Below are 26,728 nucleotides of genomic sequence, written 5' to 3'. Positions count from 1 at the left end.
CGCACCCCGCGGGCACTCAGAGCGCCGGCGCCGCCTCGGCGATCAGCCGGTCGATCAGCGCGATCAGCACATCCCGGCACGAGTCCCGCTCCCGCGCGTCGCACAGCAGCACGGGCACGCCCTCCGGCAGCGTCAGCGCGTCCCGGATGTCCTCGACCGGGTACGGGTGCTCCCCGTAGAAGCCGTTGACGGCGATCACGAAGGGGATGCCCCGGCGCTCGAAGAAGTCGATCGCGGCGAAGCTGGACTTGGGTCTGCGCACATCCACCAGGACCACCGCGCCCAGGGCGCCCACGGCCAGGTCGTTCCACATGAACCAGAACCGCTGCTGCCCCGGCGTGCCGAAGAGATACAGCACGAGGTCGTCCGAGACGGAGATCCGGCCGAAGTCCAGGGCGACCGTGGTGGCACGTTTCTCCTCCACGCCCTCCAGGTCGTCGACGTCCAGGCCCGCCATGGTCAGCGGTTCCTCGGTACGCAACGGGACGATCTCGCTGACCGAGCCGACCATGGTGGTCTTGCCCACGCCGAAGCCACCGGCGATCAGGATCTTGACCGTGTCGGGTGCCGGACGGTCGGCGGACGCCTCAGCGATGGTGTCAGAGCCGGCCAAGGCCCTCCCTCACTTTCTGCAGCAGGTCCAGATCCGGGGTGGTGCGGTTGACGGGGTGCGGCGGGTGGGCGGTGATCCGGCCCGCCTCCAGCAGGTCGCACAGCATGATGACGACCACGCTCACCGGGAGGTCGAGACGCGCGGCGAGCTCGGCGACCGCGACCGGCCTGGCGCACAGCCGCAGGATCCGCGTGTGCTCGGGCTGCGTCCGACCCGCCGCCTGGGGCTGCGGATCCGCCGCCGTCACCGTCGTGATGAGCGTGAAGTCGGCGCGGCTGGGCCGGGTCCGGCCCCCGGTCAGGGTGAACGGCCGTACGAGCCGCCCCGCCGAGTCGCTTCCGCCCACCTCACACGCCGGGGTCGACGGCCGGACCGGCGGTGCCCCGCGGGGCCGCGCTGAGGTGCTCGCCGATCTTCTTCACCAGCATGTTCATCTGGTACGCCACCACGCCGACGTCCGCGCCCGGGCCGGTCAGCACCACCAGATGGGCGCCGGGACCGGCAGAGGTGAGGATCAGGTAGCTGTGGGCCATCTCGATGAGCGCCTGGCGCACCGGCCCGCCGCGGAAGTCCATGCTGACGCCCTTGCTGAGGCTCATCAGACCCGACGCGGTCGCCGCGAGGCGTTCCGCGTCGTCGCGCAGGAATCCGGTGGACTTGCTGACCACCAGCCCGTCCTCGGACAGCACCACGGCCTGGTTCACGTCGGCGACCCGTTCCACGAGTCCGGTCAGCAGCTGGTCCAGCTGGGTGTGGGTGGCGGGGATGGGGCGTGTCATGACGGTGATCCTTCGTGAGCGGTCGGCGGTCGCCGGTCGGCCGGCGGAGTCGGGAACCCTGCGGAGGCGGCGGGCACATACGCGGCCGCGTCGTACGGCGGTGCGGCCTCGTCGTCGGTGTCGTCGTCCCGTGCCTGGAGCGTGCCGCGCTGGAAGCCGGCGAGGGAGGAGGCGGCGCGTTCCGCGGAATAGTCCTCGCCGGAGTCGTCCTCGGCGTCCGGTGTGCTCTCCTCGCGCAGCTCGGCGGCCAGACTGGTCTGCGGCACCCGGCGGGGGAGCGGGGTGAGACCGTCCCGGCGGGGGGCCGGCACCGAGGCGGCCGGTGCGGGGGCGGTCCGGACGCCGGTCGCCGACCGGGACGTCGGGGTCTGCGTGCTCGCGCCGTCCCCCGCGCTCGCGGCGCTCTCCTCACGCCGGCCGCCCGCCGGGCCGTCGACCGCCGCCGGGGCCTCGGCGGCTCGGGTGTCCGCCGCCTCCCGGCCTTTGCCGGACGCCTGGTCCCGCACCACGATCTCGTGCGGGACCAGCACGATCGCCGTCGTCCCGCCGTACGGCGACGGGCGCAGGGTGACGGTGATGCCGTGCCGGTGCGCGAGCTGGGAGATCACGAACATGCCGAGCCGGAGGTCGTCGGCGAGCGCCACCACGTCGAACTGCGGGGGCTTGGCCAACTGGGCGTTGAGGGAGGCGTAGTCCTCCTCGGACATGCCGAGGCCCCGGTCCTCGATCTCGATGGCGAGGCCCTTGGCCACCATCGCCGCCCGCACCCCGACGGGGCTCGGCGCCGGCGAGTACACCGTCGCGTTGTCGATCAGCTCGGCCAGCAGATGGATCACGTCGGCCACCGCGGGCGGGGCGACGGACACCTCCTCCTCGGTGTGCACCTCGACCCGCTGGTACTCGGCGACCTCGCCGACGGCACTGCGCACGATGTCGATCAGCGCGACCGGTTCGCTCCAGGAACGGCCGGGGCGCTCGCCGCTGACGATGACGAGGTTCTCCTCGTAGCGGCGCAACTGGCTGGCCGTGGAGTCCAGTTCGTACAGCCCCTTGAGGACCTCGGGGTCGGTGTGCCGGCGTTCCAGCGCGTCGAGCTTGCTGAGCTGGAGATTGACCAGGTTCTGGCTCTGCCGGGCGATGCCCAGGATGACCTTCTGGAAACCGCGCCGGGTGTCGGCGAGTTCCACCGCGGTGTGGACGGCGGTGCGCTGCGCGGTGTTGAAGGCCTGGGCCACCTGGCCCAGTTCGTCGTGCCCGTAGTCCAGCGGGGTCGTCGCCGACTCCGCGTCGACCTTCTCGCCGCGCTCCAGCCGGGCCACCACATCGGGAAGCCGCTCCTCCGCCAGGCCGAGGGTGGCCATCCGCAGGCCGCGCAGCCGGCGGGACAGCGAACGGGTGATGCGCCAGGACAGGCCGACGCACAGCAGCAGCGCGAGCAGTCCGCCGGCGCTCAGGGAGGCGGCCTTCAGCAGCAGGCCGTGGGCCTCGTCGGCACTACGGGTGAGCAGCGCGTCGGTCTGCTGCCGGATCATGGTGGCGTACAGCGGGGAGACCCGGCTCACGGCGTCGTCCCACCGGTCCTTCAGGTCCGGCAGTTCGATGGTGCGGTCGTCGGCCGTGGCCCGGGTGGCGAGCACCTGGTCCTCGACCGCCTCCAGGGCACGCCACTCGGGGCTCCGCAGGATCCGCTCGGTCTGCGTCTTGGTCTCGCCGCGCAGGGAGGGCACGATCTGGTCCTCGATCAGCCAGCGGCGGGTGTGGACCAGCTCCGCGAAATCGGTCCAGCCCTGCTCGTCGAAGCTGCCGGACGGCCAGGCGAGGGTGAGCCGCGCGTTCTCCCGGGAGACCAGCTCCGCCGCGTGCTCCAGCGCGATCAGCGGTCCGGCCTGGGAGGTCAGGTCTCCGTCGTCGACCTGAGAGAGTTCCTGGAAGGCGTGGATCTGGTCGTCGATGATCGAGGTGTACTGGTCCAGCGCCTCCTCGGCGGTGATGTCGCTGGGGTTGTCCACCTGGCTACGGTAGTACTCCAGGCTGCCCACCGAGCCGAGCACCGAGTACATCTGGTCCGAGATGCGGGCAGGCGCCTCGGCGATGACGTCCGCCTTCCCGGCCAGCTTCGCCACCGCCTCGTCGGTCTTCCCGCGCTGTGCGTCGAGGGCGGACCGGGAGCTGTCCGGCTCGGCGAGCCACGCGGCGGTCAGCCTCCGTTCCTCCTGCAACGCGAGCGTGGCGTGTGTGCCCATCGCGCCGGTCGACCGGCTCAGTTCCGTCTGGGAACGCAGCTGCAGCCCCTCGGAGAACATCTGGATCGTCGTCAGGCCCCACATCCCGGCGAGGGTGACGCTGGGCACCAGCGCGAGGAAGAACAGTGAGAGACGAATGGAGCCGAGGCGGCGCCGGGCACCTGTCCGTGGAGACATCGTGGTCCTAGAACGGTCGGATGGTGGGGGAAGTACGCACAGGCCCGCCGGTCAGCGGGTTCCGGCGGCGGCGAACCCGGCGACCGAGGCCGCGTTGGTCTTCGTGACGAACGCCGGCCCGGTGAGAACGGGCGCGACCCCGCCGCCACTGATGTTGCCGTTTTCCTTGTACAGCCACAGCGCGTCCACGGCGAGATAGCCCTGCAGATAGGGCTGCTGGTCGACGGCGAACTGGACGTCGCCGGCGCGCACCGCGTCGACCAGGTCCTTGTTCAGGTCGAAGGTGGCGACCCGGGCCTTGCTGTCCGCCTCCTTCACCGCCTCGACCGCGGTGAGGGCGTAGGCCGCCCCGTTGGTGACGACCTCGTCGATCGTCGAGTCCTGGCGCAGCCGGGCCGTGATGATGCCGGAGACGGCGCGCATGTCGGTGCCGTCCACGTAGAGGTTCTCGGTCGTCCCGCCGAACGTCTTCTTCACTCCGGCGCAGCGGGCCTCCACGGCAACGTTGCCACGCTCGTGGACGACGCACAGGGCGTGCTTGGCCTTCAGATCGTTCAGCTTGTCGCCGACGGCACGGCCCGCGACGGTCTCGTCCTGCCCGAAGTACTCCAGCAGTCCCGCCGGCTTCCAGGCGTCGATACCGGAGTTGAGCCCGACCACGGGGATGCCCGCCTTGCGTGCCTCGCCGACCGGGCCCTTCATGGCCTGTGGCTTGGCCAGGGTCAGCGCGATGCCGTCGACGCCGTCCCGGATCGCGTTGCGGACCAGCTCCGCCTGCCCCGCCTCCTCCGGGTCGCTCACGTACGTCAGGTCGATGCCGTCCTTCTCGGCCGCCGCCTCGGCGCCGCGCTTCACCCGGTCCCAGAAGGCGTCGCCCTCGTCGCCGTGCGTGACCAGCGCGACCTTCATCCGTCCGGAGCCGGGCGCGCCCGCTGTGTCCGAGCCCGAGGAGTCGTCGTCCGTGCCGAGAACGGAACAGCCGGTCACCAGCAGACCGACGGCGGCTGCCAGGGCCGCCAGGCGGACGGTACGTCTCGGGTAGCGGGGGGACGGGGGGCGATTGTTCATGGGAAGTGCGGACCTCGCTGTGCGGCCGAGACAGAGCAGGGGGAGAGCACGGACGGAACCGCGGACGCGTGCGCCGACCGGGTGATTCTCACTGGGCCGGAGCCAACCCTGTGGGACCACTGGTCGTCAAGTGAACAGCCACTCGAAGTGAGAGGCTGCTGCCGCATTGTGATGAACCGTGATCCGAGGGGTGAGGCCGTCGGCGCCCGAACCGGATGGACGGTACGGGGCGGGCGGTTCGGCGCCACCGTCCCCCCGGGCGGCCGGCGACCCCGTGACCGGCGATGCGGGCATAGCGGTCCGTTCCTGGTCAACCCCTGTGCGTCGAGGGTGGGTTCCCGGCCGGATCGAGGGTTTCCCCCGTATCCCGCCGGGCTTCGCGCTGCCTATCGTTCGAGCGCAGTCGGCCCACGGGTCACCCCCGGAACGGGCCGCTGCTCGCGCCCGGCCGGCCGTGCTGCCGCACTTCGATGCACCCCCCGCCGCTTCGAGGACGAAGCGAATCGGACCTCCACTCCCCCACTCCGCGTCGTCCGGAGTCCCGGCACGAAAGGCATACCCTTGCGCACCTCGTCGAGCTCCCCCCGAAGCTCCTCCCCGAGACGGAAGCTGATATCCGTCGCCGCGCTCTCCGCCGCCCTGCTGACGGTCGGCTCCGCCCAGGTCGCCGTCGCCCAGGACGCCCCCTCCGGCACCCGGGCCGCCGTCCCCGCGGCCGGCACCGAGGCCGCCCCGGGCACCCCCGCCGAGCGGCTCATCGTCGGCTACAGGTCCGGTGCCGCCGAGGCCGGGTCCGACAAGGCCGCCGCCGCCGACGCCGCCGCCAAGGGCGCGAGGGCCGGCGAGGACGTCGACTTCCAGCGCCGCCTGGGCACCGGTGCCGCCCTCGTCGGCCTGGGCGAGCGGCTCACCAAGGCCGATGTCGCCGACGTCGTCGCCCAGTACAGCGCCGACCCGCAGGTCGCCTACGTCGTGCCGGACCGTCTCAACAAGCCGCAGGCCACCCCGAACGACACCGAGTACACCAAGCAGTGGGACCTGTTCGAGACCACCGCCGGCCTGCGCGTGCCGGGCGCGTGGGACCTCGCCACCGGCAGCGGTGTCACCGTCGCCGTCATCGACACCGGCTACGTCACCCACTCCGATCTCGCCGCGAACATCGTCGCCGGATACGACTTCATCTCCGACACCGCCGTCGCCGTCGACGGCAACGGCCGCGACAGCAACCCGGCGGACCCCGGCGACTGGTACGCCGCCGGGGAGTGCGGCCAGGCCACCGGCGGCAACTCCTCCTGGCACGGCACCCACGTGGCGGGCACCATCGCCGCGGCCACCCACAACGGCAAGGGCGTCGCCGGCATCGCGTACAACGCGAAGATCTCCCCGGTGCGCGTGCTCGGCAAGTGCGGCGGCTACGACTCCGACATCATCGACGCCATCACCTGGGCGTCGGGCGGCACCGTCGCCGGCGTGCCCGCCAACGCCAACGTCGCCAAGGTCATCAACATGAGCCTCGGAGGGGGAGGCGCCTGCTCCACCGCGACCCAGAGCGCCATCAACGGCGCCGTGAACCGCGGCACCACGGTCGTCGTCGCGGCCGGCAACGAGAACCGGAACGCCGCCAACTCCTCGCCGGCGAACTGCGGCAACGTCATCACGGTGGCCGCGACCAACCGCGCCGGCAGCCGGGCCTCCTACTCCAACTACGGCACCATCGTGGACATCTCCGCCCCCGGTGGCGAGACCCGGACCACCACCGCCAACGGCATCCTGTCCACGCTGAACTCCGGCACCCGGACCCCGTCGACCGAGAGCTACGCCTACTACCAGGGCACCAGCATGGCCACCCCGCACATCGCGGGCCTCGCCGCGCTGATGAAGTCGGCCGACTCCACGCTCACCCCGGCCCAGATCGAGTCGGCGATCAAGTCCAACGCCCGTCCCCTGCCCGGCACCTGCTCCGGCGGCTGCGGCGCGGGCCTCGCGGACGCCGCGAAGACCGTCCAGGCGGTCAAGGGCGGTACGTCCACGGGCTCCACGTACACCAGCGGCACCGCCGTCTCCATCCCGGACAACGGCTCGGCGATCGAGTCGCCGATCACCGTGAGCGGCCGCGGCGGCAACGCCCCGTCGGCCCTGCAGGTGGGCGTGGACATCACCCACACCTACCGCGGTGACCTGGTCATCGACCTGGTGGCGCCGGACGGTTCGGTGTACCGCCTGAAGTCCGCCGGTTCCTCGGACTCCGCGGACAACGTCAACGCCACCTACACGGTGAACGCCTCCGCCGAGACCGCCAACGGGACCTGGAAGCTGCGGGTGCAGGACACGGCGTCGCAGGACACGGGCCGGCTCAACGGCTGGCAGCTGACCTTCTGATCCACCCCACAAGCGGGCGGGTCGGCCGGTGCGGATGGGCACCGGTCGGCCCGCCGTTCTCTTTTGTCGCCACACCTGACACACTTAGATACCGGACGCGCCGTTTTCTTTCGCGGAGCGCGCGTTTGTTTTGCCGGATGTGCTCCAAGTGTCATGGCATGCCCGTGTGATGAACGTCGTCGCAGGGTGAGCTATCGTGTACAGGGAGTCAAAAACAAACGGCATGACCCGTTCCTTTCCGCTCAGGAGTTCAGCCGATGGCGAGGCAGGTACGCGCCGAGCAGACCCGCGCGACGATCATCACGGCCGCCGCCGACCTGTTCGACCGGCAGGGCTATGAATCGACCAGTCTCAGCGACATCGTCGAGCACGCCCATGTCACGAAGGGGGCCCTCTACTTCCACTTCGCGGCGAAGGAGGATCTCGCCCACGCCATCCTGGAACTGCAGTCGGCCACGAGCCGCCGGCTGGCCAGGGACACCGAGATCCGGGGGCACACCTCCCTGGAGGCGCTGATGCGCCTCACCTTCGGCATAGCCAGGATGTCGGCCGAGGACCCCGTCCTACGGGCCGGCCTGCGGCTCGCCACCGGTGGCACCCGGCCGCGCCCGCCGCTCAGCCACCCCTTCACCGAATGGCTGGACATCGTCACGGCCCGGCTCCTCGGTGCCGTCAAGGAGGCCGACGTCCATCCGGACGTCGACATCGACGTCGTGGCCCACTCCCTCGTCTGCTTCTTCGTGGGCACCCGCGTCGTCGGCCGCTCCCGTGAGGGCGTGGCCCGGCAGCCCCGCCGTACGGCCGAGATGTGGCAGATCCTCATCCGCGGCCTGGTCCCCGTGACCCGCCGCGCGCGCTATCTCAGCCTGGCCGCACGGCTGGAGCGGGAGATCGCGCCGGTGTGACCAGCGGCGCGCGACCACGGGCGCGCGTTACGGTGAGCCGCATGTCCGACATCCCCACCGCGCCCCTGATCCTCGGCAACGAGCCCGGCACGTTCCCCCACGGCGTGCTGGCCGAGCGGCACCCCGCGATCATCCGGCAGGTACGCGAGGCGTTCCCGTACGAGCCCGGGCAGCGGCACGCGCTCGACGCGCTGCTGACCGAGTGCACGGAGGGCACGATCCAACCCCTCCCCGCCGACGCGCACGACCGGGAGCGCTGGCGGACCTGGGGGATGGACGCGTACGCCGGGCGCTCCTGGTACGACGTGCCCTGGCTGTGGTCCGAGAGCTGGTTCTACCGCCGACTGCTGCACGCGGTCGGCTACTTCGGTCCCGGCCCCTGGCAGGGCATCGACCCCTTCCGCCCGTCCAAGCTCGCCGAACTCGGCTCGCCCGCCACGGACGAGGAGCTGGCCGCGCTCGACGACCTCGCCGGGCGGCCGGAGGACGAACGGGCCCGCGCCCTGCTGCACGGCTCCCTGTGGGGCAACCGCGCCGACCTCGGGTTCCGGCTGTCCGCCGAAGGGGCCGAGGAGACCGCCGCCGTCCCCGCTCTGGTGGCGGACGACAGCGAACGGCTGTGGCCGCTGCTCGGCACCTCCGGCACCGGCACGCTGTGCCTGGTGGCCGACAACGCGGGCCGCGAACTCGTCCCGGACCTGCTGCTCGTCGCCCATCTGCTGGCCTGCGGACGCATCGGCAGGGCGGTGCTGCACGTCAAGCCCTACCCGTACTACGTCTCCGACGCCACCACCGCCGACGTCGTCGACGCGCTGCGCCGGCTCACCGACGCGAAGGGGGCGGCGGCCGAGTACGGGCGCGGTCTGTGGGCCGCCCTCTCCGACGGCCGGCTCACCCTCCGCGCGCACCCCTTCTCCTGCTCACCCCTGCCGTACGAGGAGATGCCGGACGACCTGCGCGCCGACTTCGCCGCCGCCGCGGTCACCGTCGTCAAGGGCGACCTCAACTACCGCCGTCTCGTGGGCGACCGGTACTGGCCGCCGGCCACGCCGTTCGCGGAGGTCACCGGCTACTTCCCGGGTCCGGTCGCCGCTCTGCGCACCCTGAAGTCCGACGTGATCACCGGGCTGACCGCCGACACCGAGGCGGCGCTCGTCGCGGCGGAGGGGCAGCGCTGGCGGACCGCGGGCACCCATGCGCTGATCCAGGTACGGACCTGAGCTCCGCGACTCCCGTACCGGAGACGGTTCACGCGATGGTGTGATCACGTCCCCGCCGGAGGATGCGGCCACCGGGCCACGGGTAGCCCCCGGCCATGACGCAGCCGTTCGAACTCCCGCACTTCTACCTGCCGCATCCCGCGCGGCTCAATCCGCATGTCGACGAGGCCCGCGCCCATGCGACGGCCTGGGCGCGCGAGATGGGCATGCTGGAGGGCAGCGGGGTCTGGGAGCAGGCCGACCTCGACGCGCACGACTACGGCCTGCTCTGCGCCTACACCCATCCCGACTGCGACGGTCCCGCCCTGTCGCTCATCACCGACTGGTACGTGTGGGTCTTCTTCTTCGACGACCACTTCCTGGAGATGTTCAAACGCACCCAGGACCGCCACGGCGGCAAGGCCCACCTGGACCGGCTGCCGCTGTTCATGCCGCTGGACCCGGCAGCGCCCGTCCCCGCGCCGCGGAACCCGGTCGAGGCGGGCCTTGCCGACCTGTGGGCGCGCACGGTGCCGGCGATGTCCGCCGACTGGCGCCGCCGGTTCGCGGTCGCCACCGAGCACCTGCTCAACGAGTCCCTGTGGGAGCTGTCCAACATCAACGAGGGGCGGATCGCCAACCCCGTCGAGTACATCGAGATGCGCCGCAAAGTGGGCGGTGCCCCGTGGTCCGCCGGGCTCGTGGAGTACGCGACCGCCGAAGTGCCCGCCGCCGTCGCCGGGTCCAGGCCGCTGAGGGTGCTGATGGAGACGTTCTCCGACGCCGTGCACCTGCGCAACGACCTGTTCTCCTACCAGCGGGAGGTCGAGGACGAGGGGGAACTCAGCAACGGCGTGCTCGTCCTGGAGACCTTCTTCGGCTGCACCACCCAGCAGGCCGCCGACATCGTGGGCGACGTCCTCACCTCACGGCTCCACCAGTTCGAGCACACCGCGTTCACCGAAGTCCCCGCCGTGGCCCTGGAGAAGGGGCTCACCCCGGCCGAGGTCGTGGCCATCGGCGCGTACGCGAAGGGCCTGCAGGACTGGCAGTCCGGCGGTCACGAATGGCACCTGCGCTCCAGCCGCTACATGAACAAGGGCGCGCGTTCCGACGCCCCCTGGCAGTCCCTGTCCGGCCCGGGGACGTCCGCCGCCGACGTCGGCGCGCTGCTCGCCGGCGCGGGGGCCGAGAGGCTGCGCGCCTACACGCACGTGCCGTTCCGCAAGGTCGGCCCGTCGGTCATTCCCGACATCCGCATGCCGTTCCCGCTGGAGCTCAGCCCCGCCCTGGACGGTGCGCGGCGGCACCTGCTGGAGTGGTCGGGGCGCATCGGGTTCCTCAGCGAGGGCGTCTGGGACGAGGACAAACTCGCGAGCTGCGACCTCCCCCTGTGCGCGGCGGGCCTCGACCCGGACGCCACCCAGGACCAACTCGACCTCGCCTCCGACTGGCTGGCCTTCGGCACCTACGGCGACGACTACTACCCGCTCGTCTACGGCCACCGCCGCGACCTGGCCGCCGCCCGGCTGACCACGGCCCGCCTGTCGGCCTGCATGCCCCTCGACTCCGAGCCGGTCCTGCCGCCCGCCAACGCCATGGAGCGCGCCCTGATCGACCTGTGGGCGCGCACGACGGCCGGCATGACACCCGACGAGCGCCGCCCCCTGAAGTCGGCCATCGAGACGATGACCGAGGCGTGGGTGTGGGAGCTGTCCAACCAGATCCAGAACCGCGTCCCGGACCCGGTGGACTACCTGGAGATGCGGCGCGCCACCTTCGGCTCCCACCTCACCCTGGGACTTAGCCGCGCCGGACACGGACCGGCGGTGCCGCCCGAGGTCTACCGCAGCGGTCCCGTCCGCTCCCTGGAGAACGCGGCGATCGACTACGCGTGCCTGCTCAACGACATCTTCTCGTACCAGAAGGAGATCGAGTTCGAGGGCGAGATCCACAACGCGGTCCTCGTCGTGCAGAACTTCTTCGGCATCGACTATCCGACCGCGCTGCCCGTGGTGCAGGACCTGATGAACCAGCGCATGCGCCAGTTCGAGCACGTCGTGGCACATGAACTGCCCGTCGTGTACGACGAGTTCGATCTGTCGGAGGAGGCCCGGACGATCATGCGGGGCTATGTGACGGACCTGCAGAACTGGATGGCGGGCATCCTCAACTGGCACCGGAACGTCGCACGGTACAAGGACGAGTACCTGTCCGGCCGCGTCCACGGATTCCTCCCGTACCGCTCGCCGGCACTGCCGGCTCTCCTCTGACGCGTCCGCACTCCTGCCGGAGACGAACCATGGGACAGACTGCGTTGCGGCCCAGGCCGATGCCGGGGGACAGGCGGGGACCGGAGGCCGGGGACGGGCCGGGCTCCGGCCGGCCCGGGCAGGACGGCGGGCGCGGGCGTGGGCGACGGCTGGTGTCCGCGGTGTCCGGGGTGCTGATCGGCGCGTTCCTGGTGCTGTCCGGGGCCGGGCTGGGGGCGATGGGGGCCACGGTCATCGGGGCGGCCTCACTCGCCGAGCCGAAGCGGCCGACGGGAACGCCGCCGGCCGCCTCGCCGCGTTCCGCCCCGGCCGCGTCGTCGGAGCCGGCCGCTCCCGTCGTCGCCCGGCTGGGGGTGGAGGTGGCCGACGACGGGAGACCGGGGGCCCGGGTGGTCGGTGTGCACATCCCCGGCCCCGGGTTCTCGGCCGGCCTCACGCGGGGCGACGTCCTTCTCGCCTTCGGTTCCACCCGGGTCGACTCGGCCGCCGACCTGGCACGCGCCGTCGCCCGTGCCCGCCCGGGCGAGGAGGTGACACTGACGGTGCGCCGTCGCAGCGGCGGCTACCAGCAGCTGACGGCCGTCCCCGGCATCGTCACGTGACCACGCGGAAATGACTGGTGAGCCGCCCCTCGTCGTCCAGGACATGGAAGGCGAGCCCGACCGGAGCGTCCCGGTCCGCGACCTGCCCGCCCTCCCAGGGCAGTCGCAGCGTCCAGGTCACCCCTGGCCCCACCAGCACGGGGCGGCCCGCGAACGTCGTGGCGGCCGGGGTGTGGGCGTGACCGGTGATCAGCCCGGCGACCTCGGGCCGGCGCGCCAGCAGGGCGGCCAGCCGCTCGGGGGCGCGCAGGGGATACGAGTCGGGCAGGGGGAGGTGCAGCGGTACCGGCGGGTGGTGGAAGGCGAGCAGGACCGGAAGACCGCCGTCGAGGCCGTCGAGCGTGGACTCGATCCAGGCGCAGGTCTCCGTGTCCAGCTCGCCGTCGTCATGGCCCGGGATGCTGGAGTCGCACATCAGCACGGCGCCGCCGTCCAGCACGTGCGCGCTGTTGACGGGCCCGTCGGCACCCGGCTGCCCGAGCAGGGCCTTGCGATACGGCGCGCGGCTGTCGTGGTTGCCCGGGCAGGTCAGTACCGGGAACGGGGCGCTCCCGTCACGCAGTCCCAGCAGGCGGGCGGCCTCCTCGTACTCGGACTCGGTGCCGTGGTCCGCGATGTCCCCGGTCACCAGCAGCGCGTCCGGCCGGTCCGGCAGTTCCCACAGCCGGTCGCGCACCCGCCGGGCGCGCTCCGTCGCCCGCGCGGTTCCGTCCAGATGCAGATCGCTGATGTGCGCGAGTACGAGCACGGTCGCATGCCTCCCCGGCTGTGCCGCCAACGGAAAAGTTTGATCCAAGCATGAGTTTTCGTGGTGGGGCAATGATCGGCGGTGGGTCGTGGGCGAACTCCGCGAACCGGCTCGCGTCGCCCCCGTCAGCCGGGCAGGATGCTGCCCGTAGCCCCGATGTCCGCCCTGGGAGGCCCCCGGATGACCGGTACCGTGCCCGCGTCCTTCACCGCCGACGACTACGAGGCCCGTATGGAGCGTGCGGCGCGGCAGGCCGCCGAGGCCGGGCTCGCCGGTCTGCTCGTGGCCCCCGGCCCCGACCTGGTGTGGCTCACCGGCTACACACCCACCGCGGTCACCGAGCGGCTCACCCTGCTGGTGCTGGCCGCCGGCCGGGACCCCGTGCTCGTCGTCCCCACCCTGGAGGCCCCGGACGCCGCGCGGGCCCCCGGTGCCCCGGCCCTCACCCTGCGCGACTGGACCGACGGCAAGGACCCCTACGCCGCCACCGCCGCCCTGCTGGACGCGAACGGGCGGTTCGGCATCAGCGACAACACCTGGGCCATGCACCTGCTGGGCCTGCACAGGACGCTGCCCGGCACCTCGTACGCCTCGCTCACCGAGGCCCTGCCGATGCTGCGCGCCGTCAAGGACGCGGCGGAACTCGAGCTGCTGGCCGCCGCGGGCGCCGCCGCCGACGCGGCGTTCGAGGAGATCAGGCAGGTCGCCTTCGCCGGCCGCCGCGAGTCGGACGTCGCCGCCGATCTCGCCGCCCTGCTGCGGCGGTTCGGACACTCCCAGGTCGACTTCACGATCGTCGCCTCCGGGCCCAACGGGGCCAACCCGCACCACGAGGTCGGTGACCGCGTCATCGAACGCGGCGACATGGTCGTCCTCGACTTCGGCGGCCTCAAGGACGGCTACGGCTCCGACACCTCCCGCACGGTCCACGTCGGCGAACCCACCGACGAGGAACGCCGGGTGCACGACCTCGTCCGCGAGGCACAGGAGGCGGGCTTTCGCGCGGTGCGGCCCGGTGCCGCCTGCCAGGAGGTCGACCGCGCCGCCCGCGCGGTCATCGCCGACGCCGGGTACGGCGAGTACTTCATCCACCGCACCGGGCACGGCATCGGCGTCACCACGCACGAACCCCCCTACATGATCGAGGGCGAGGAACAGCCCCTCGTCCCCGGCATGTGCTTCTCCGTCGAACCCGGCATCTACCTGCCCGGCCGGTTCGGCGTACGCATCGAGGACATCGTCACCGTGACCGAGGACGGCGGGCGACGGCTGAACAACACCGCGCGGGAGCTGGTCATAGTGGACTGAACGGCCCCTTCCCGTCCCCTCCCTGCCTCCCGAACGGCAATGGCGCGACCATGACCCAGGCACCGACCCCCACCGCGGACACCGTACGCCGGCTGGCCCGCTCCCTGCTGACGGACAGCGGGGGAGGCGGCGGCGCGGCATCCGCCGCCGGACCCGACGTCCGGCCCGTCGCCGAGGGCGCCGGGCCCGCCACCTGGTGGGTCGGCACCCGCCACGTGCTGCGCCTCGCCCCCGACCGTGAGGCGAGCGCACGGCGGCGCCGGGAACTGCGGCTGCGCGACCTCGTCCGCCCGCACCTCCCGGTCGCGCTGCCGTCGAGCGTGGCGCACGGCGAGTGGGCGCCCGGTCTGCTCTGCACCCTGGACACCCGGGTGACCGGCGGGACGGGGGAGCAGCACGACGTGTCCGCCATCGGCGAGGCCGACCTGGCCGGACTGCTCACCGGGCTGCGCGAGGTGCCGGTGCGGCAGGCGGAGACGCTCGGCGTGCCGCGCGTGTCACCCCGCTCCCTCGAGGCGCTGCGCCGGGGCGCCGCAGAGGCCGCCGAACTGCTCGCCGAGGCCGACGAGTTCGACTCCGCCCGCCTGAACCAGCTCACCCCGCCCGCCGCGGTCCAGCTCGCCGCCCAGCCCGGCACGCCGGTCCTCGTCCATCACGCCCTGACCGAAGGGCACCTCGTGGTGAGCGCGGACGGCCGGGTACGTGGCGTCCTGGGCTGGGACGCCGCGGTGGTCGGCGACCCGGCCGAGGACATCGCGGGTCTCGCACGCGCCGTCGGGGCCCCGGCCGCCGTCCGCGCCGCCACCCTCGCCGGCTACGGCGCCCGCCCCTGCCTGCGCGGGTTGTGGCTGGCCCGCTGCGACGCAGTCCTCCACCTGGCCGAGGCGCTCACGCGCGGCACGACCGTCCCCCTGCCCCCGCTGCGCACCCGACTGCGGCGCGCCTGGGAGCCGATCCTGCTGGAGCGCGTGACGGACCTCAGGGGCGGCGACGAAGCGCCGTAGACCCGTGCGAGGGTTCGCGGGCCGGCCCTCACTGTTGAAGCAGCACCACCGCCGACTCCCCGGGCAGCCGCAGCACCCCGTCCGCGCCCGGTGCCTCCACGGGCTCCCACGCCGCGAGGACGCGGGCGCCGGGGACGCCCAGCGGGATGGCGGCCGGCCGGCCGGCGAGGTTCACGGCGACCCTGATGTCACCGCGCCGGAAGGCGAGCCAGCGGTGTTCCTCGTCGTAGGCCACCTTGGTGTCGCCGAGGTCGGGGTCGGTGAGGTCGGGCTGTTCGTGGCGCAGGGCGACGAGCAGCCGGTACCAGGCCAGCACGCGCGCGTGGGGATCGCGCTCCGGCTCCGACCAGTCCAGGCAGGAGCGGTCCCGGGTGGCGGGGTCCTGCGGGTCGGGCACGTCCTCCTCGGCCCAGCCGTGCGCCGCGAACTCCCGCCGCCGGCCGTCGCGCACCGCCCTGGCGAGTCCGGGGTCGGTGTGGTCGGTGAAGAACTGCCAGGGCGTGCCGGCCGCCCACTCCTCGCCCATGAACAGCATCGGCGTGAAGGGGGCGGTCAGCGTGAGGGCCGCCGCGCAGGCCAGCAGGCCGGGGGAGAGGAGAGCGGCCAGCCGGTCCCCCTGGGCGCGGTTGCCCACCTGGTCGTGGGTCTGGCCGTATCCGAGGAGCCGGTGCGCGGCCACCCGGTCGCGGTCCAGCGGACGGCCGTGGTGCCGGCCCCGGAAACTGGAGTACGTACCGTCGTGGAAGAAGCCGCCGGTGAGCGTCTTGGCGAGGGCCGCGAACGGGGCGCGCGCGAAATCGGCGTAGTACCCCTGCGACTCGCCGGTCAGCGCGGTGTGCAGAGCGTGGTGGAAGTCGTCGTTCCACTGGGCGTGCAGCCCGAGGCCGCCGTCCTCGCGCGGCATGACGAGCCGGGGGTCGTTCAGGTCCGACTCGGCGATCAGGAACAGAGGCCGCCCCGTGTCGGCGGACAGGGCGTCGACGGCCCGGGACAGTTCCTCCAGGAAGTGGTGCGCGCGCGTGTCCACCAGCGCGTGCACCGCGTCCAGCCGCAGCCCGTCGATCCGGTAGTCCCGCAGCCAGGCCAGCGCGCTGTCCACGAGATACGCGCGCACCTCGTCGGAGCCGGGGGCGTCCAGATTGACCGCCGCGCCCCACGGAGTGTGATGGGTGTCCGTGAAGTACGGGCCGAACCGGGGCAGGTAGTTCCCGGACGGCCCCAGGTGGTTGTGCACGACGTCCAGGACGACGCCGAGACCCAGCGCGTGCGCCCGGTCGACGAACCGTTTGAGCCCCTCCGGCCCGCCGTAGGGCTCGTGCACCGCCCACAGCGACACGCCCTCGTACCCCCACCCGTGCCGGCCCGGGAAGGGGCACACCGGCATCAGCTCCACATGCGTCACGCCCAGGTCCGCGAGATGACCGAGCCGCTCGGCGGCCGCGTCGAAGGTGCCCTCGCGCGTGTACGTGCCCACGTGCAGCTCGTACAGCACCGCGCCGGGCAGCGGGCGCCCGGACCACCGAGCGCGCCAGGCGAACCTGTCGTGGTCGACGACCGCGCTCGGTCCGTCCGGGCCGTCCGGCTGGCGGCGCGAGCGCGGATCGGGCAGCACCGGACCGTCGTCCAGCGCGAAGCCGTACCGGGAGCCGTCGTGCGCCTCCGCCTCCCCCCGCCACCACCCCTCCCGCCGCGGATCGCGCTCCAACGCGTGTGCGACGCCGTCGCACTGGAGCGTCACTCGGCCGGCCTGCGGTGCCCACACCTCGAACTGCACGGACGGTTCCCCTTCGTCTGCTCGCCCTGATGCAGGGGGGCCGTTCGGATCCGGCCGGTGCCGCGCGGGCCCCGGCCCGCTCGGATCGGTCGCGAGCCGCTGTCCCCCGGAGCCGACCTGATCCGAACGGCACCCCCTGGCCCGTCCATCGTGCGCCATGGGAGGTCCGTGCGCTGGCGGATCCTCCCTTTTGCGGCGGGTGTCGCCCGGTACGCGCGGTGGGGCGCCGTACTCCCGCTTTCTGGACAGCCCGGCCGTCGCTGACCGACAATCAGCAGCGTGACGTCGTCCTTCGAGTTCCACACGTACCCCGCGCGGATCTCCGACGCGGAGCGCGACAAGGTGCTGGACGTGCTGCGGGACGGTGTCGCCATGGGCCGCCTGTCCCACGACACGTTCGTCCGCCGCATGGAACTCGCGCTCGCCGCCCGCCGCTCTCACGAACTCGCCGTGCTCACCGCCGATCTCCCCAGGGAATCCCGCCTCTCGCGCCTGGTGTTCGGCACCGTGGAGGCGGTCTCCGGATTCACCGTGCGGCTGCGCCGGGCCTGGCAGGCCGAGAAGCTGCCCAAGCTGCTGCTGCCGCACCCGGCGGCCGGTCACCCGCTGCGCATAGGGCGCGATCCCGCCAGCGGACTGCGGCTCAGCCACGAGACGGTCTCCCGCGTGCACGCCGAACTCCGCCATCAGGGCGGCCTATGGGTGCTGCGGGACCTCGGCTCGACCAACGGCACGACGGTGAACGGGCGCCGGGTGGTCGGCGCGGCCGTCGTCCGCGAGGGCGACCAGATCGGCTTCGGCCGGATCACCTACCGGCTCGCGGCGCGCTGACCGCGCCGGCACCGCCGGCCGCCACATCCCCGTGCCGGTCACGGTGGTGGCGTACCCCCCGGCCGTCGTGACTGACGGTGCGTACACCGTGCACTCCCGGTCAGACGGCGGGCCCTGCGCGGGTGACGCGAGCCGGGCACGGCCCGGCCGCGGCGCTGCCGGAGCTGGACCGGCTCATCGACGCGCGGTGCGCCGACTACCGGGACGTCAGCCGGGCACGCCGGATCCCCGTCCCGCGCCAGGCCGGGTACCAGGCACGCGTCGTGCTCGCCGCGTTCGAACTGGCCCCGCGTCACCCCTGGACCCCCTCCCGTTCGGGTGAGCCGGGGTGGGGTTCGGGGACCGCCGTGCCGATGCATCGGGAATGACGCACACCTCAGTGAAAGCGGTACGGGCGGGACTGCTCGCCGCCCTCGTCCTGCTCGCCTGTGCGGCACCCGCACGGGCGACCACCGGGCACCTGGCCCCGGACAGCTATCTGCTGCTCACCGTCAGCCAGGGAGAGACGCCGTCCACCGCGCAGGGCGGCACCCTGCTGCGGTGCGACCCGCCCCGCGGCCACCGGCACGCCGCCGACGCCTGCGCGGAACTGGCCGCGGCGGACGGGCGCATCACCGCCATCCCGGCGAAGGACGTCTTCTGCCCGATGCTCTACGCCCCGGTGACCGCCCACGCGCGCGGGACATGGCGCGGGCAGCCCGTCGAGTACACCGAGACCTTCCCGAACTCCTGCATGCTGGCGGCCCGGACCGGGTCGGTCTTCGCCCTGGACGGGCCGTAACGGTCCGGCGGCGTCCGGGAACGGCGCCGGACGCGGCCCACCGCGCACGTGCGGGCCGGGCCGGCACCTCGCCGCCACCCGGCGGACGCCGGTGTTCAGGGGGCCTGTTCGCGGGCCTGGTGGGCCGCCGCCACCACCGTGCGCGACTGGTGCTCGACCTGGTGCTCCACGGGCACCCAGCGGGCGTGGAAGCGCGCGGCGAAGGCGTCGCTCCAGTGCGCGACCAGACGCTCGAGACGGGCCGCCGCGTGCGCGTCCGTCTCGAGCAGCGCCCGCCGCAGCATGGCCGCCGCCCTGAGCGGCACCCGGCGCGCGAACGCGTCCACGCTGCCCACATACGCCCTCGTGCCGTCGACGGGCGGCGTGCGGACCAGGTCGGCGGCCAGCCCCGGCACCAGCTCCAGCCCCCAGGTGGCCGCCCGCAGCAGCGGGCCGCCGGTGTCCTCGTGCCGCGGCCGCGCCTCCTCCAGCACCCGCCGCACCTCGCCCGCGTCCCGCAGCAGCCGGTCCGCGAGCCGGCGCATCGCCGCGGCCGGCGCCGGATGCGGTGCCGGATCGTCCACCAGGTCGCTGGCCCACATCGGCACCTCGATCACCGCGGTCAGACCGCCGTACCGGTGGACGTCGTACCAGGTGCTGTGCCGCGCGTCGTCGGTGAGGCTCGGATAGGCCGCCGCGGCCTCGGGCGCCGGCATCACATGCACCCCCGGGCCGGACGCCGGCCAGCCCGCCGCGTCGGAGGCGCCCGTCTCCACCGGGATGTGCGACTCCGCCGCGGACTTGGCGAACGGCTCGGCCAGACCCGGCAGGTCGCCCGTCAGCTGCACCCAGCTGCCGCCCAGGTCGGTGCCGTGCAGGGACACCTGGAGATAGGGCCGTACCTCGTCGATGACCCCGGTCAGGGCGCGGGTCTCGGGTGGCAGCCGGTCCGGCGGCAGCACCGACGGCGCCCACTCCGGCTGCTCCGGCCCCGCCGGGCGGAAGAACCCGAGGTGGTAGTCGTACAGACTGCGCGGCGCCGGCGTCACATGGAGGCTCGCCCCGTCGGGGTCCGCGCACAGCAGGAAGTGCCAGGACGTGCCGTCGCGCAGGTCCCGCTCCTGAAGGGTCCGCCGGGCCAGCGCGAGCAGGGTGCCCCCGCCGGCCGGCTCGTTGGCGTGCGCGCCGGCCACCACCAGCACGGCACGCCGGGCGTGTCCCACGGACAGCAGATGCAGCGGCCGGCCCGCGCGGGAGACCCCCACCTGCCGCATTACGCACAGACCGGGCCATTGAACGGTCAGCGCGCGGGAGGAGGAGACCACTTCGGCCACCGTCGGATAGCGCAGCTCCGCCAGCGGACTCACCCCCCGTCGCACCACCTGAATCCGCACTGCGCAGTACCCCACGGCCGGAAGACGGTGTCAAGGGCGTGAGGGGGGAGGTTCCCGGGGGCGTCCTAAGGCCCGTCCCGGTCACCGCGCGGGTGTCACCCGCTCCCGCGCGAGGACGGCCCGGTGTGCACGCCGGGCCGCCATCGCATCCGGCCGAGAGCACCGAGAGGGCCGAGAGGGGCCGTGACGCTTCGGGCGTACGCGCGCCGCGACCCGGACCGACGCGGGTGTCAGTCCGGGACGCGTTCCAGCAGTGCCACGGGCAGCCGTTCGAACAGGTCGGCCACGCGCGCGTGTCCGGTGAACTCCCGGCCCGGCTCCAGTACGTCGGTCCAGCGTCCCGGAGGCAGGGGCAGCCGTGTCCCGCGCCAGCCCCCCGCCTCCGTGAGCCGCAGCGACAGTCGGGTCACGGCGGTGAGCACCTCTCCGGAGCGTACGAACGCCGGACAGTGGGCCGCGGCCGGTCCCTCGGCGGTCAGCGGTGCGTAGGAGGCCGTTTCACCGAACACCTCCGGCCGCCGTGCCCGCAGCCCCAGCGCCGCACGGGTCACCACCTCCTTGGCGTCCGCGGCCGCGTAGGCATCGGCGTCCGCGTCGGTGACCGCACCGGCGGCCGGTACGGAGGGGAAGGCCACCGTCCGCCGGTTGTCCGGGTCGACCAGCGCCCGGTACTCGTGCTCCGTGCCCTGGTAGAGGTCGGGGACCCCCGGCATCGTCAGCTGGACCAGAGCCGTGCCCAGCACATTCGCCCGGATGTGCGGCTCCAGTGCGGCGCGGAACGCCGCCACCCGCTCGCCCGGCACCCCGCACGGCCCCGCCGCCACGAACCGCGCCACCGCCTCCTCGTAGGGCGGCTCCTGTTCGGTCCAGCTCGTGTACAGCCCCGCCTCGCGGACGTGCTTCAGCAGCGCCCCCCGCACCCGCTCCTCCTCGGCCGGCCCCAGCCCGAACACCGTCTGCCAGGCCGCCCACGCCACCTGCGCGTCCGGCACGCCCTCGCCGGTGCGGGTCACCTCCGCCAGGACGTCCGCCCAGCGCCCCGGGCACTCGGTGAGCACATGCAGCGCCGCGCGCACATCGGCGCTGCGCTTGGTGTCGTGCGTCGAGACGACCGTCCCGGTCGCCGGCCAGTCGCGCTGCACGCGCGCGCAGTACGCGTGGAACCGCTCCGGGGACACCGCCGGGCTGCCCGGGTCGCCACCCACCTCGTTCGCCGACAGCAGCGGCACGTAGCGGTAGAACGCCGTGTCCTCCACGGACTTGGCCCGCAGCGCCGACGCGGTCTGCGCGAAACGGGTACGGAACTCCACGTGCCGCGGCCCGTCCCCGTACCGCCCGAGCACCAGGTCCCGTACGACGTCCACCGCCCCGGCCTCCTCGGGGACGGCGAAGGCGAGCCGGGCCTCGGCGGCGGCCTCCTCGGTGACCACACCGGCCGCGTCGACCGACGTGTAGGGGCGGTAGACCTCCAGCCGCACCAGCAGCTCCAGGAGCGCGGTGCGCAGCGCCCAGGGCGCGCGGTCGCGCAGCCCGGGCTCGGGCGAGGTCGCGCACAGCCGGCTCGCCACCCGGGTCAGCCGGTCGACCTCGGTGGCCAGCTCGTGCGTGAGCACCTTGTACGCGGCCCGCCGCACCGTGGCGCCCCAGTCGCCGCCCCGGTCCGTCTGCGGGGCCGCGAACCGCCGGTACTGGCCGAGCAGCTCCCCGAACCCCGCCGGGTCCGTGAACAGGCCGTCCACGTGCCGCAGGGCGTCGTAGCCGGTGGTGCCCGCGACCGGCCAGGAGGCGGGCAGCGGTTCCCCGTCGGACAGGATCTTCTCCACCACCGTCCACCGGCCGCCCGTCGCCTCGTGCAGCCGCCGCAGATAGCCGTCGGGGTCGGCCAGCCCGTCGGGGTGGTCGACGCGCAGCCCGTCGATCACGCCCTCGCGCAGCAGCCGCAGGACCGTCGCGTGCGTGGCCTCGAACACCTCGGGGTCCTCCACCCGCACGCCGATCAGCTCGGAGATGCTGAAGAACCGCCGGTAGTTCAGCTCGGTCCGGGCCAGGCGCCACCACACCGGGCGGTACCACTGCGCGTCCAGCAGTTGCGGCAGCGGCAGTTGTGCCGTGCCCTCGCGGAGCGGGAACACGTGGTCGTAGTAGCGCAGCACGTCGCCGTCGGTCCTGAGCCGGTCGATCTCCGTGCCGAGCGGCCCCCCGAGCACCGGCAGCAGCACCTGTCCGCCCTGCGCCTCCCAGTCGATGTCGAACCACCGCGCGTAGCGCGAGGCGGGTCCGTCGCGCAGCACCTCCCACAGGGCGTGGTTGTGGCGCGGGGACATCGCCATGTGGTTCGGGACGATGTCCACGACCAGACCGAGCCCGTGCTCCCGCGCGGTGCGCGCCAGCTCCCGCAGCCCCTCCTCGCCGCCCAGTTCCTCGCGCACGCGCGTGTGGTCCACCACGTCGTAGCCGTGCGCCGAGCCGGGCACGGCCTCCAGGACGGGGGACAGATGCAGATGGGACACGCCGAGCGAGGCCACGTACGGCACGGCGTCCGCCGCCGCCCCGAACGGGAAGTCGGGTTGCAGCTGCAGCCGGTAGGTGGCCGTGGGCACCGCCGGGTCAGGTCGCTCAGGGGTCATGGGAACCTACGTACCCGCGTGGCCGCCTTTCGTGTCATCGCTTACCCCACCGGGCCACCCGTCGCCCGGACGGGTGGCTCTCCGGGCCGCTCAGGTCGGCCGTCGCAGCACGGTCAGGCTGCGGTCGATCAGGGTCAGCCGGGTGCCGGCCGCCACCTTCGGGCCGGTGCCCGGCGGGACGCCGTCCGCGCGGGCGGTGTCGACCACCACCTGCCACTGCCGGCCGTGGTCGACCGGGACCACGAAGTCCAGCGGCTTGGGGGAGGCGTTGAACATCAGCAGGAACGAGTCGTCGGTGATGCGCTCCCCGCGCTGTCCGGGCTCGGAGATCGCGTTGCCGTTGAGGAACACCGTCAGCGCCGACGCCCGCGCGGAGTCCCAGTCCCGCTGGGTCATCTCCGCCCCCTCGGGGGTGAACCAGGCGATGTCGGAGAGGTCGTCGTGGGTGCCCTCCACCGGCCGGCCGTGGAAGAAGCGGCGACGGCGGAGGACCGGGTGGTCCTTGCGCAGCCACACCATCGCGCGCGTGAACTCCAGCAGCCGGCGGCGGATGTCCCCCTCGTCGTCCTCGGCCTGCCCGGGCTCGGGCCAGTCGAGCCAGGCCAGCTCGCTGTCCTGGCAGTAGGCGTTGTTGTTGCCGCGCTGGGTACGGGCCACCTCGTCGCCGTGGCTGATCATCGGCACGCCCTGGGAGAGCATCAGCGTCGCGATGAAGTTGCGCATCTGCCGGGCCCGCAGCCGCAGCACGTCCGGATCGTCGGTCCCGCCCTCGACGCCGCAGTTCCAGGACCGGTTGTGGCTCTCGCCGTCCCGGTTGTCCTCGCCGTTGGCCTCGTTGTGCTTGTCGTTGTACGACACGAGGTCGTGCAGCGTGAAGCCGTCGTGGCAGGTGACGAAGTTGATCGAGGCCAGCGGGCGCCGTCCGTCGTCCTGATACAGGTCCGAGGAGCCGGTCAGCCGGGAGGCGAACTCCGCGAGCGTGCGCGGCTCGCCCCGCCACAGGTCCCGCACGGTGTCGCGGTACTTGCCGTTCCACTCGGTCCACAGCGGCGGGAAGTTGCCCACCTGGTAGCCGCCCTCGCCGACGTCCCACGGCTCGGCGATCAGCTTCACCTGGGAGACCACCGGGTCCTGCTGCACCAGGTCGAAGAACGACGACAGCCGGTCCACCTCGTGGAACTGCCGCGCGAGGGTCGCCGCGAGGTCGAAGCGGAACCCGTCGACGTGCATCTCGGTGACCCAGTACCGCAGCGAGTCCATGATCATCTGCAGTACGTGCGGGGACCGCATGAGCAGGGAGTTCCCGGTGCCCGTCGTGTCCATGTAGTAGCGGCGGTCGTCGGTGAGCCGGTAGTACGAGGGGTTGTCGATGCCCTTGAAGGACAGCGTCGGGCCCAGGTGGTTGCCCTCGGCGGTGTGGTTGTAGACCACGTCGAGGATCACCTCGATCCCGGCCTCGTGCAGCGCCTTCACCGCCGACTTGAACTCCAGCACCTGCTGGCCGCGGTCGCCCCAGGACGCGTAGGCGTTGTGCGGGGCGAAGAAGCCGATGGTGTTGTAGCCCCAGTAGTTGTTCAGGCCCATGTCGACCAGGCGGTGGTCGTTCACGAACTGGTGCACCGGCATCAGCTCCAGGGCGGTCACCCCGAGCTCGGTGAGGTGATCGATCACCGCCGGGTGCGCGAGGCCGGCGTAGGTGCCGCGCAGCTCCTCGGGCAGCCCCGGGTGGCGCATGGTGAGGCCCTTGACGTGGGCCTCGTAGATCACCGTGTGGTGGTACTCCGTACGGGGGCGCCGGTCGTCGCCCCAGTCGAAGTACGGGTTGACCACGACCGACGACATCGTGTGCGGCGCCGAATCGAGGTCGTTGCGCCGGTCGGGTGCGTCGAAGTGGTAGCCGTACACCTCCTCGCCCCAGCTGACCGACCCGCTGATCGCACGCGCGTACGGGTCGAGCAGCAGCTTCGCGGAGTTGCAGAGCAGCCCGCGCTCGGGGGCGTACGGCCCGTGCACCCGGAAGCCGTACCGTTGCCCGGGCATGACGCCGGGCACGTACGCGTGCCGCACGAACGCGTCGCTCTCGCGCAGCTCGATCGCCGTCTCCGAGCCGTCGTCGTGCAGCAGACACAGCTCTACTCGGTCCGCGGCCTCCGTGAAGACCGCGAAGTTCGTTCCGGCGCCGTCGTACGTGGCACCGAGCGGATACGCCTCGCCAGGCCAGACCTGCATGGATACGACTCTTTCAGGTGTACGGCGCCGGTGGCGGCGCCTGGGCTCCGAGTCTTCCCGAGTCTCCCCGAAAGGGCGGGAACCATCCCTTACCTCTGCCCCGTCGTCCCGGACCCGTGCATCCGTCGACGGGCGGTTTCCGCGAGCCGCGCGCGGGACGTCGCCCTCGCGCGGGCCGGGGCGGGTGTGGCGGGTGCCGGGACGGCCGGGTGAGCTGTCGCGGGGCGGGGCGGGCGAGCGCGGTGACCGGAGGACGGTCGCGGTGACCGGGAGCGTGAACGTGGTGCCGGCGAGGGGGCCGCGATGTCGGGCGAGCGGGCCCGCCCCGGTGCCCGATTCCCTTCCCACCGTGGGGCGTTGTGCTCGGTCGTCCCGTGGCGGCGGGGCTATGAATCCGCTCACTCCCCGTGCGGTCGGAGGGCGGAACGGTCGCTTGGACGGGGGAAGTTGAGAAACGACCCTGTCCATCGGGCTGCACCGTGCGCCGCATGCGGAGTACTCTCCTTGATCGTCGGGACGGGGAGTGCTCGGGGGAGCGGAAGGCGGTGCGCGGGTGGGCTCGGGAGGGCTGGAACTGCCCCCTGGTGACGAGGGTCACGAGGGGAGTGGTTCCACGGACGTCCCGCCCGGAGCGGTGTCCCTGGCACGGCCGATGGACGCGGGCTCGATCGGGCCGGAACTGGACTGGGGCGCCGACGCCTGGCGCGAGGTGCGCACCCGCGCCCAGCGGGCCGGCCGCGCCTACATCTGGCTGAACCTCGTCGAACAGCGGCTGCGCGCGGTCGTGGCGGCCGTGCTGCGGCCCGTGTACGAGCCCGTGCACGGCGACGACTGGGTGGTGGCCGCGGCCGGACCGGCCGGGCAGGAATGGGTGCAGCGCGCCGTCGCGGTGCGCGAGGTCAGCCGCCGCAAGGGCTATCTGCTCGACCCGGCCGACGACAACGTCCTGTCCTTCCTCACCCTGCCGCAGCTGCGCGAGCTGATGGTGCAGCACTGGCCCTGCTTCGAGCCGTACTTCGACGACCGCCGGGACGTCGAGCTCGCCCTGGACGAGCTGGAGGTCACCCGGAACGTCGTGTCCCGCAACCGCGCCCTGTCCGAGGCGGTCCTGAGCCAGGCCGAACGGGCCTCCGCACGGCTGCTGGAGATGCTCGGCGCCGGCGGGGACGTGCCGTCCGCCCGCCGGCTGCCCGTCGACGCGGTCGAGGACCTGGTCGGCGACCGGTACGCCGATGTGGTCGCCGTCCACCCGGACCGGGTGCGGCTGCTGCGCCAGTTCCCGGCCGAGGACATCTTCGGCGGAGCGCGCCGGCTCGACGCCCTCGGTATCGGCCTCAACCTGCTGGTGCAGAACTTCTCCGGGCGCCGTCTGGTGCGGCTCGCCGAGTCCGGCTGCCGGGTCCGGCTGCTGTTCCTGAACCCGGCCTCCAGCGCGGTCAAGCGCCGCGAGCGCGAACTCGGCATCAAGCGCGGCGAGCTCGCCCGCGCCGTCGAGATGAACATCCTGCACATGCGCCGCGTACGGTCCCGGCTGCGCGACCCGGGTGCCTTCGAGATCCAGGTCTACGACGAGACGCCCCGCTGCACGGCCTACCTCGTGGACGGTGACGGGTCGGACGGGGTCGCGGTCGTGCAGAACCATCTGCGCCGCTCCCGGGGGATGGAGGCGCCCGTGCTGGTCCTGCGCAACGGGACCAAGGTGGTCAAGCCGGGCGAAGTCGAGGAAGGTGGACTGTTCCCCATCTACCGCGAGGAGTTCGAGCTGATGTGGGCGGATTCACGTCCTGTGTCGTGAACGCCCCGTGCCGGGGCGGC

The 26,728-nt window shown here is 73.0% G+C and carries 20 protein-coding genes and 1 pseudogene; 11 read left to right on the top strand and 10 right to left on the bottom strand.

Annotated features, from left to right (window positions below):
• Positions 1–16: 16 nt before the first annotated feature.
• Genes IE178_RS16320 through IE178_RS16300 form a run of 5 tightly spaced genes read right to left on the bottom strand, consistent with a single transcriptional unit; the run spans position 17 to position 4,880 of the window.
• On the bottom strand, positions 17–613 hold the full coding sequence (locus IE178_RS16320) for a GTP-binding protein (protein ID WP_184761493.1): 597 nt from the start codon (positions 611–613) through the stop codon (positions 17–19).
• Positions 600–959 (bottom strand): DUF742 domain-containing protein, encoded by a 360-nt coding sequence (locus IE178_RS16315; protein ID WP_184761492.1) that lies wholly within the window; start codon positions 957–959, stop codon positions 600–602. The genes IE178_RS16320 and IE178_RS16315 overlap by 14 nt, the downstream gene beginning before the upstream one ends.
• 1 nt (position 960) lies before the next feature.
• A complete protein-coding gene (locus IE178_RS16310; RefSeq protein ID WP_145866524.1) occupies positions 961–1,392 on the bottom strand; it encodes a roadblock/LC7 domain-containing protein in 432 nt (143 codons plus the stop codon).
• The gene (locus IE178_RS16305; RefSeq protein WP_193512799.1) at positions 1,389–3,812 is read right to left on the bottom strand and encodes a sensor histidine kinase; all 2,424 of its coding nucleotides are present in this window, start codon (positions 3,810–3,812) and stop codon (positions 1,389–1,391) included. Before IE178_RS16305 ends, IE178_RS16310 begins: the two co-directional genes overlap by 4 nt.
• A 51-nt stretch (positions 3,813–3,863) precedes the next feature.
• Positions 3,864–4,880: a substrate-binding domain-containing protein gene (locus IE178_RS16300; protein WP_193512798.1), complete on the bottom strand. Its 1,017-nt coding sequence runs from the start codon at positions 4,878–4,880 to the stop codon at positions 3,864–3,866.
• A gap of 561 nt (positions 4,881–5,441) precedes the next feature.
• Between IE178_RS16300 and IE178_RS16295 the strand changes: the two genes are divergently transcribed.
• The 5 genes from IE178_RS16295 to IE178_RS16275 all read left to right on the top strand — a co-directional run bounded on the left by IE178_RS16295 (position 5,442) and on the right by IE178_RS16275 (position 12,238).
• On the top strand, positions 5,442–7,259 hold the full coding sequence (locus IE178_RS16295; protein ID WP_193512797.1) for a S8 family peptidase: 1,818 nt from the start codon (positions 5,442–5,444) through the stop codon (positions 7,257–7,259).
• A gap of 257 nt (positions 7,260–7,516) precedes the next feature.
• Entirely contained in the window at positions 7,517–8,164 is a 648-nt protein-coding gene (locus tag IE178_RS16290) for a ScbR family autoregulator-binding transcription factor (RefSeq protein ID WP_184761488.1), read from the top strand.
• A 41-nt stretch (positions 8,165–8,205) separates the two neighbouring features.
• Positions 8,206–9,384 carry a damage-control phosphatase ARMT1 family protein gene (locus tag IE178_RS16285; protein ID WP_193512796.1) on the top strand — a complete coding sequence of 393 codons (1,179 nt, stop codon included), beginning with the start codon at positions 8,206–8,208 and terminating at the stop codon, positions 9,382–9,384.
• A gap of 95 nt (positions 9,385–9,479) precedes the next feature.
• The gene (gene cyc2 / locus IE178_RS16280) at positions 9,480–11,636 is read left to right on the top strand and encodes a germacradienol/geosmin synthase Cyc2 (RefSeq protein WP_193512795.1); all 2,157 of its coding nucleotides are present in this window, start codon (positions 9,480–9,482) and stop codon (positions 11,634–11,636) included.
• A gap of 29 nt (positions 11,637–11,665) precedes the next feature.
• Positions 11,666–12,238 (top strand): PDZ domain-containing protein, encoded by a 573-nt coding sequence (locus IE178_RS16275; RefSeq protein WP_193512794.1) that lies wholly within the window; start codon positions 11,666–11,668, stop codon positions 12,236–12,238.
• Here the strand turns inward: IE178_RS16275 and IE178_RS16270 are convergent.
• Positions 12,231–12,986, bottom strand: coding sequence for a metallophosphoesterase (locus IE178_RS16270; RefSeq protein ID WP_184761484.1), 756 nt, complete (start codon positions 12,984–12,986; stop codon positions 12,231–12,233). The genes IE178_RS16275 and IE178_RS16270 overlap by 8 nt on opposite strands.
• Before the next feature lie 180 nt (positions 12,987–13,166).
• Between IE178_RS16270 and IE178_RS16265 the strand changes: the two genes are divergently transcribed.
• The gene (locus IE178_RS16265) at positions 13,167–14,294 is read left to right on the top strand and encodes an aminopeptidase P family protein (RefSeq protein WP_193512793.1); all 1,128 of its coding nucleotides are present in this window, start codon (positions 13,167–13,169) and stop codon (positions 14,292–14,294) included.
• A gap of 50 nt (positions 14,295–14,344) precedes the next feature.
• On the top strand, positions 14,345–15,298 hold the full coding sequence (locus tag IE178_RS16260) for an aminoglycoside phosphotransferase family protein (RefSeq protein ID WP_193512792.1): 954 nt from the start codon (positions 14,345–14,347) through the stop codon (positions 15,296–15,298).
• Positions 15,299–15,326: 28 nt separating this feature from the next.
• Here the strand turns inward: IE178_RS16260 and treZ are convergent, their stop codons facing one another.
• Complete coding sequence (treZ, locus tag IE178_RS16255; protein ID WP_184761481.1) at positions 15,327–17,072, bottom strand: malto-oligosyltrehalose trehalohydrolase; 1,746 nt, start codon at positions 17,070–17,072, stop codon at positions 15,327–15,329.
• A 279-nt stretch (positions 17,073–17,351) separates the two neighbouring features.
• Between treZ and IE178_RS16250 the strand changes: the two genes are divergently transcribed.
• The 3 genes and pseudogenes from IE178_RS16250 to IE178_RS16240 all read left to right on the top strand — a co-directional run bounded on the left by IE178_RS16250 (position 17,352) and on the right by IE178_RS16240 (position 18,684).
• On the top strand, positions 17,352–17,903 hold the full coding sequence (locus IE178_RS16250; protein ID WP_193512791.1) for an FHA domain-containing protein: 552 nt from the start codon (positions 17,352–17,354) through the stop codon (positions 17,901–17,903).
• Between the two features lie 122 nt (positions 17,904–18,025).
• Positions 18,026–18,271 (top strand): annotated as a pseudogene (locus IE178_RS16245) (dehydrogenase); the annotation flags it as partial.
• Positions 18,268–18,684, top strand: a complete 417-nt coding sequence (locus IE178_RS16240; protein ID WP_193512790.1) for an SSI family serine proteinase inhibitor — start codon at positions 18,268–18,270, stop codon at positions 18,682–18,684. The pseudogene IE178_RS16245 and the gene IE178_RS16240, both read left to right, overlap by 4 nt.
• A 95-nt stretch (positions 18,685–18,779) precedes the next feature.
• Here IE178_RS16240 and IE178_RS16235 read toward each other — a convergent pair whose 3' ends face one another.
• The 3 genes from IE178_RS16235 to glgX all read right to left on the bottom strand — a co-directional run bounded on the left by IE178_RS16235 (position 18,780) and on the right by glgX (position 24,913).
• Complete coding sequence (locus tag IE178_RS16235) at positions 18,780–20,030, bottom strand: M14 family zinc carboxypeptidase (RefSeq protein ID WP_193512789.1); 1,251 nt, start codon at positions 20,028–20,030, stop codon at positions 18,780–18,782.
• A 257-nt stretch (positions 20,031–20,287) separates the two neighbouring features.
• Positions 20,288–22,684 carry a malto-oligosyltrehalose synthase gene (gene treY, locus IE178_RS16230; protein ID WP_193512788.1) on the bottom strand — a complete coding sequence of 799 codons (2,397 nt, stop codon included), beginning with the start codon at positions 22,682–22,684 and terminating at the stop codon, positions 20,288–20,290.
• Positions 22,685–22,774: 90 nt separating this feature from the next.
• Positions 22,775–24,913: a glycogen debranching protein GlgX gene (gene glgX, locus IE178_RS16225; RefSeq protein ID WP_193512787.1), complete on the bottom strand. Its 2,139-nt coding sequence runs from the start codon at positions 24,911–24,913 to the stop codon at positions 22,775–22,777.
• Positions 24,914–25,466: 553 nt separating this feature from the next.
• Between glgX and IE178_RS16220 the strand changes: the two genes are divergently transcribed.
• The gene (locus IE178_RS16220) at positions 25,467–26,708 is read left to right on the top strand and encodes a DUF5919 domain-containing protein (protein WP_229875587.1); all 1,242 of its coding nucleotides are present in this window, start codon (positions 25,467–25,469) and stop codon (positions 26,706–26,708) included.
• The last annotated feature ends 20 nt before the right edge of the window (positions 26,709–26,728 follow it).

The organism is Streptomyces griseoloalbus, assembly GCA_014650015.1.
GTDB lineage: Bacteria > Actinomycetota > Actinomycetes > Streptomycetales > Streptomycetaceae > Streptomyces > Streptomyces griseoloalbus.
The sequence above is the reverse complement of the archived record's forward strand: the minus strand, read 5'-3'. Positions and strand labels throughout refer to the sequence as shown.

Bases quoted from the DNA above. Each gene is read 5' to 3' on its own strand.
- IE178_RS16310 (WP_145866524.1), bottom strand. From the start codon at position 1,392: ATGACACGCCCCATCCCCGCCACCCACACCCAGCTGGACCAGCTGCTG.
- IE178_RS16305 (WP_193512799.1), bottom strand. From the start codon at position 3,812: ATGTCTCCACGGACAGGTGCCCGGCGCCGCCTCGGCTCCATTCGTCTC.
- IE178_RS16300 (WP_193512798.1), bottom strand. From the start codon at position 4,880: ATGAACAATCGCCCCCCGTCCCCCCGCTACCCGAGACGTACCGTCCGC.
- IE178_RS16290 (WP_184761488.1), top strand. From the start codon at position 7,517: ATGGCGAGGCAGGTACGCGCCGAGCAGACCCGCGCGACGATCATCACG.
- IE178_RS16285 (WP_193512796.1), top strand. From the start codon at position 8,206: ATGTCCGACATCCCCACCGCGCCCCTGATCCTCGGCAACGAGCCCGGC.
- cyc2 (WP_193512795.1), top strand. From the start codon at position 9,480: ATGACGCAGCCGTTCGAACTCCCGCACTTCTACCTGCCGCATCCCGCG.
- IE178_RS16275 (WP_193512794.1), top strand. From the start codon at position 11,666: ATGGGACAGACTGCGTTGCGGCCCAGGCCGATGCCGGGGGACAGGCGG.
- IE178_RS16265 (WP_193512793.1), top strand. From the start codon at position 13,167: ATGACCGGTACCGTGCCCGCGTCCTTCACCGCCGACGACTACGAGGCC.
- IE178_RS16260 (WP_193512792.1), top strand. From the start codon at position 14,345: ATGACCCAGGCACCGACCCCCACCGCGGACACCGTACGCCGGCTGGCC.
- IE178_RS16240 (WP_193512790.1), top strand. From the start codon at position 18,268: ATGACGCACACCTCAGTGAAAGCGGTACGGGCGGGACTGCTCGCCGCC.
- treY (WP_193512788.1), bottom strand. From the start codon at position 22,684: ATGACCCCTGAGCGACCTGACCCGGCGGTGCCCACGGCCACCTACCGG.
- glgX (WP_193512787.1), bottom strand. From the start codon at position 24,913: ATGCAGGTCTGGCCTGGCGAGGCGTATCCGCTCGGTGCCACGTACGAC.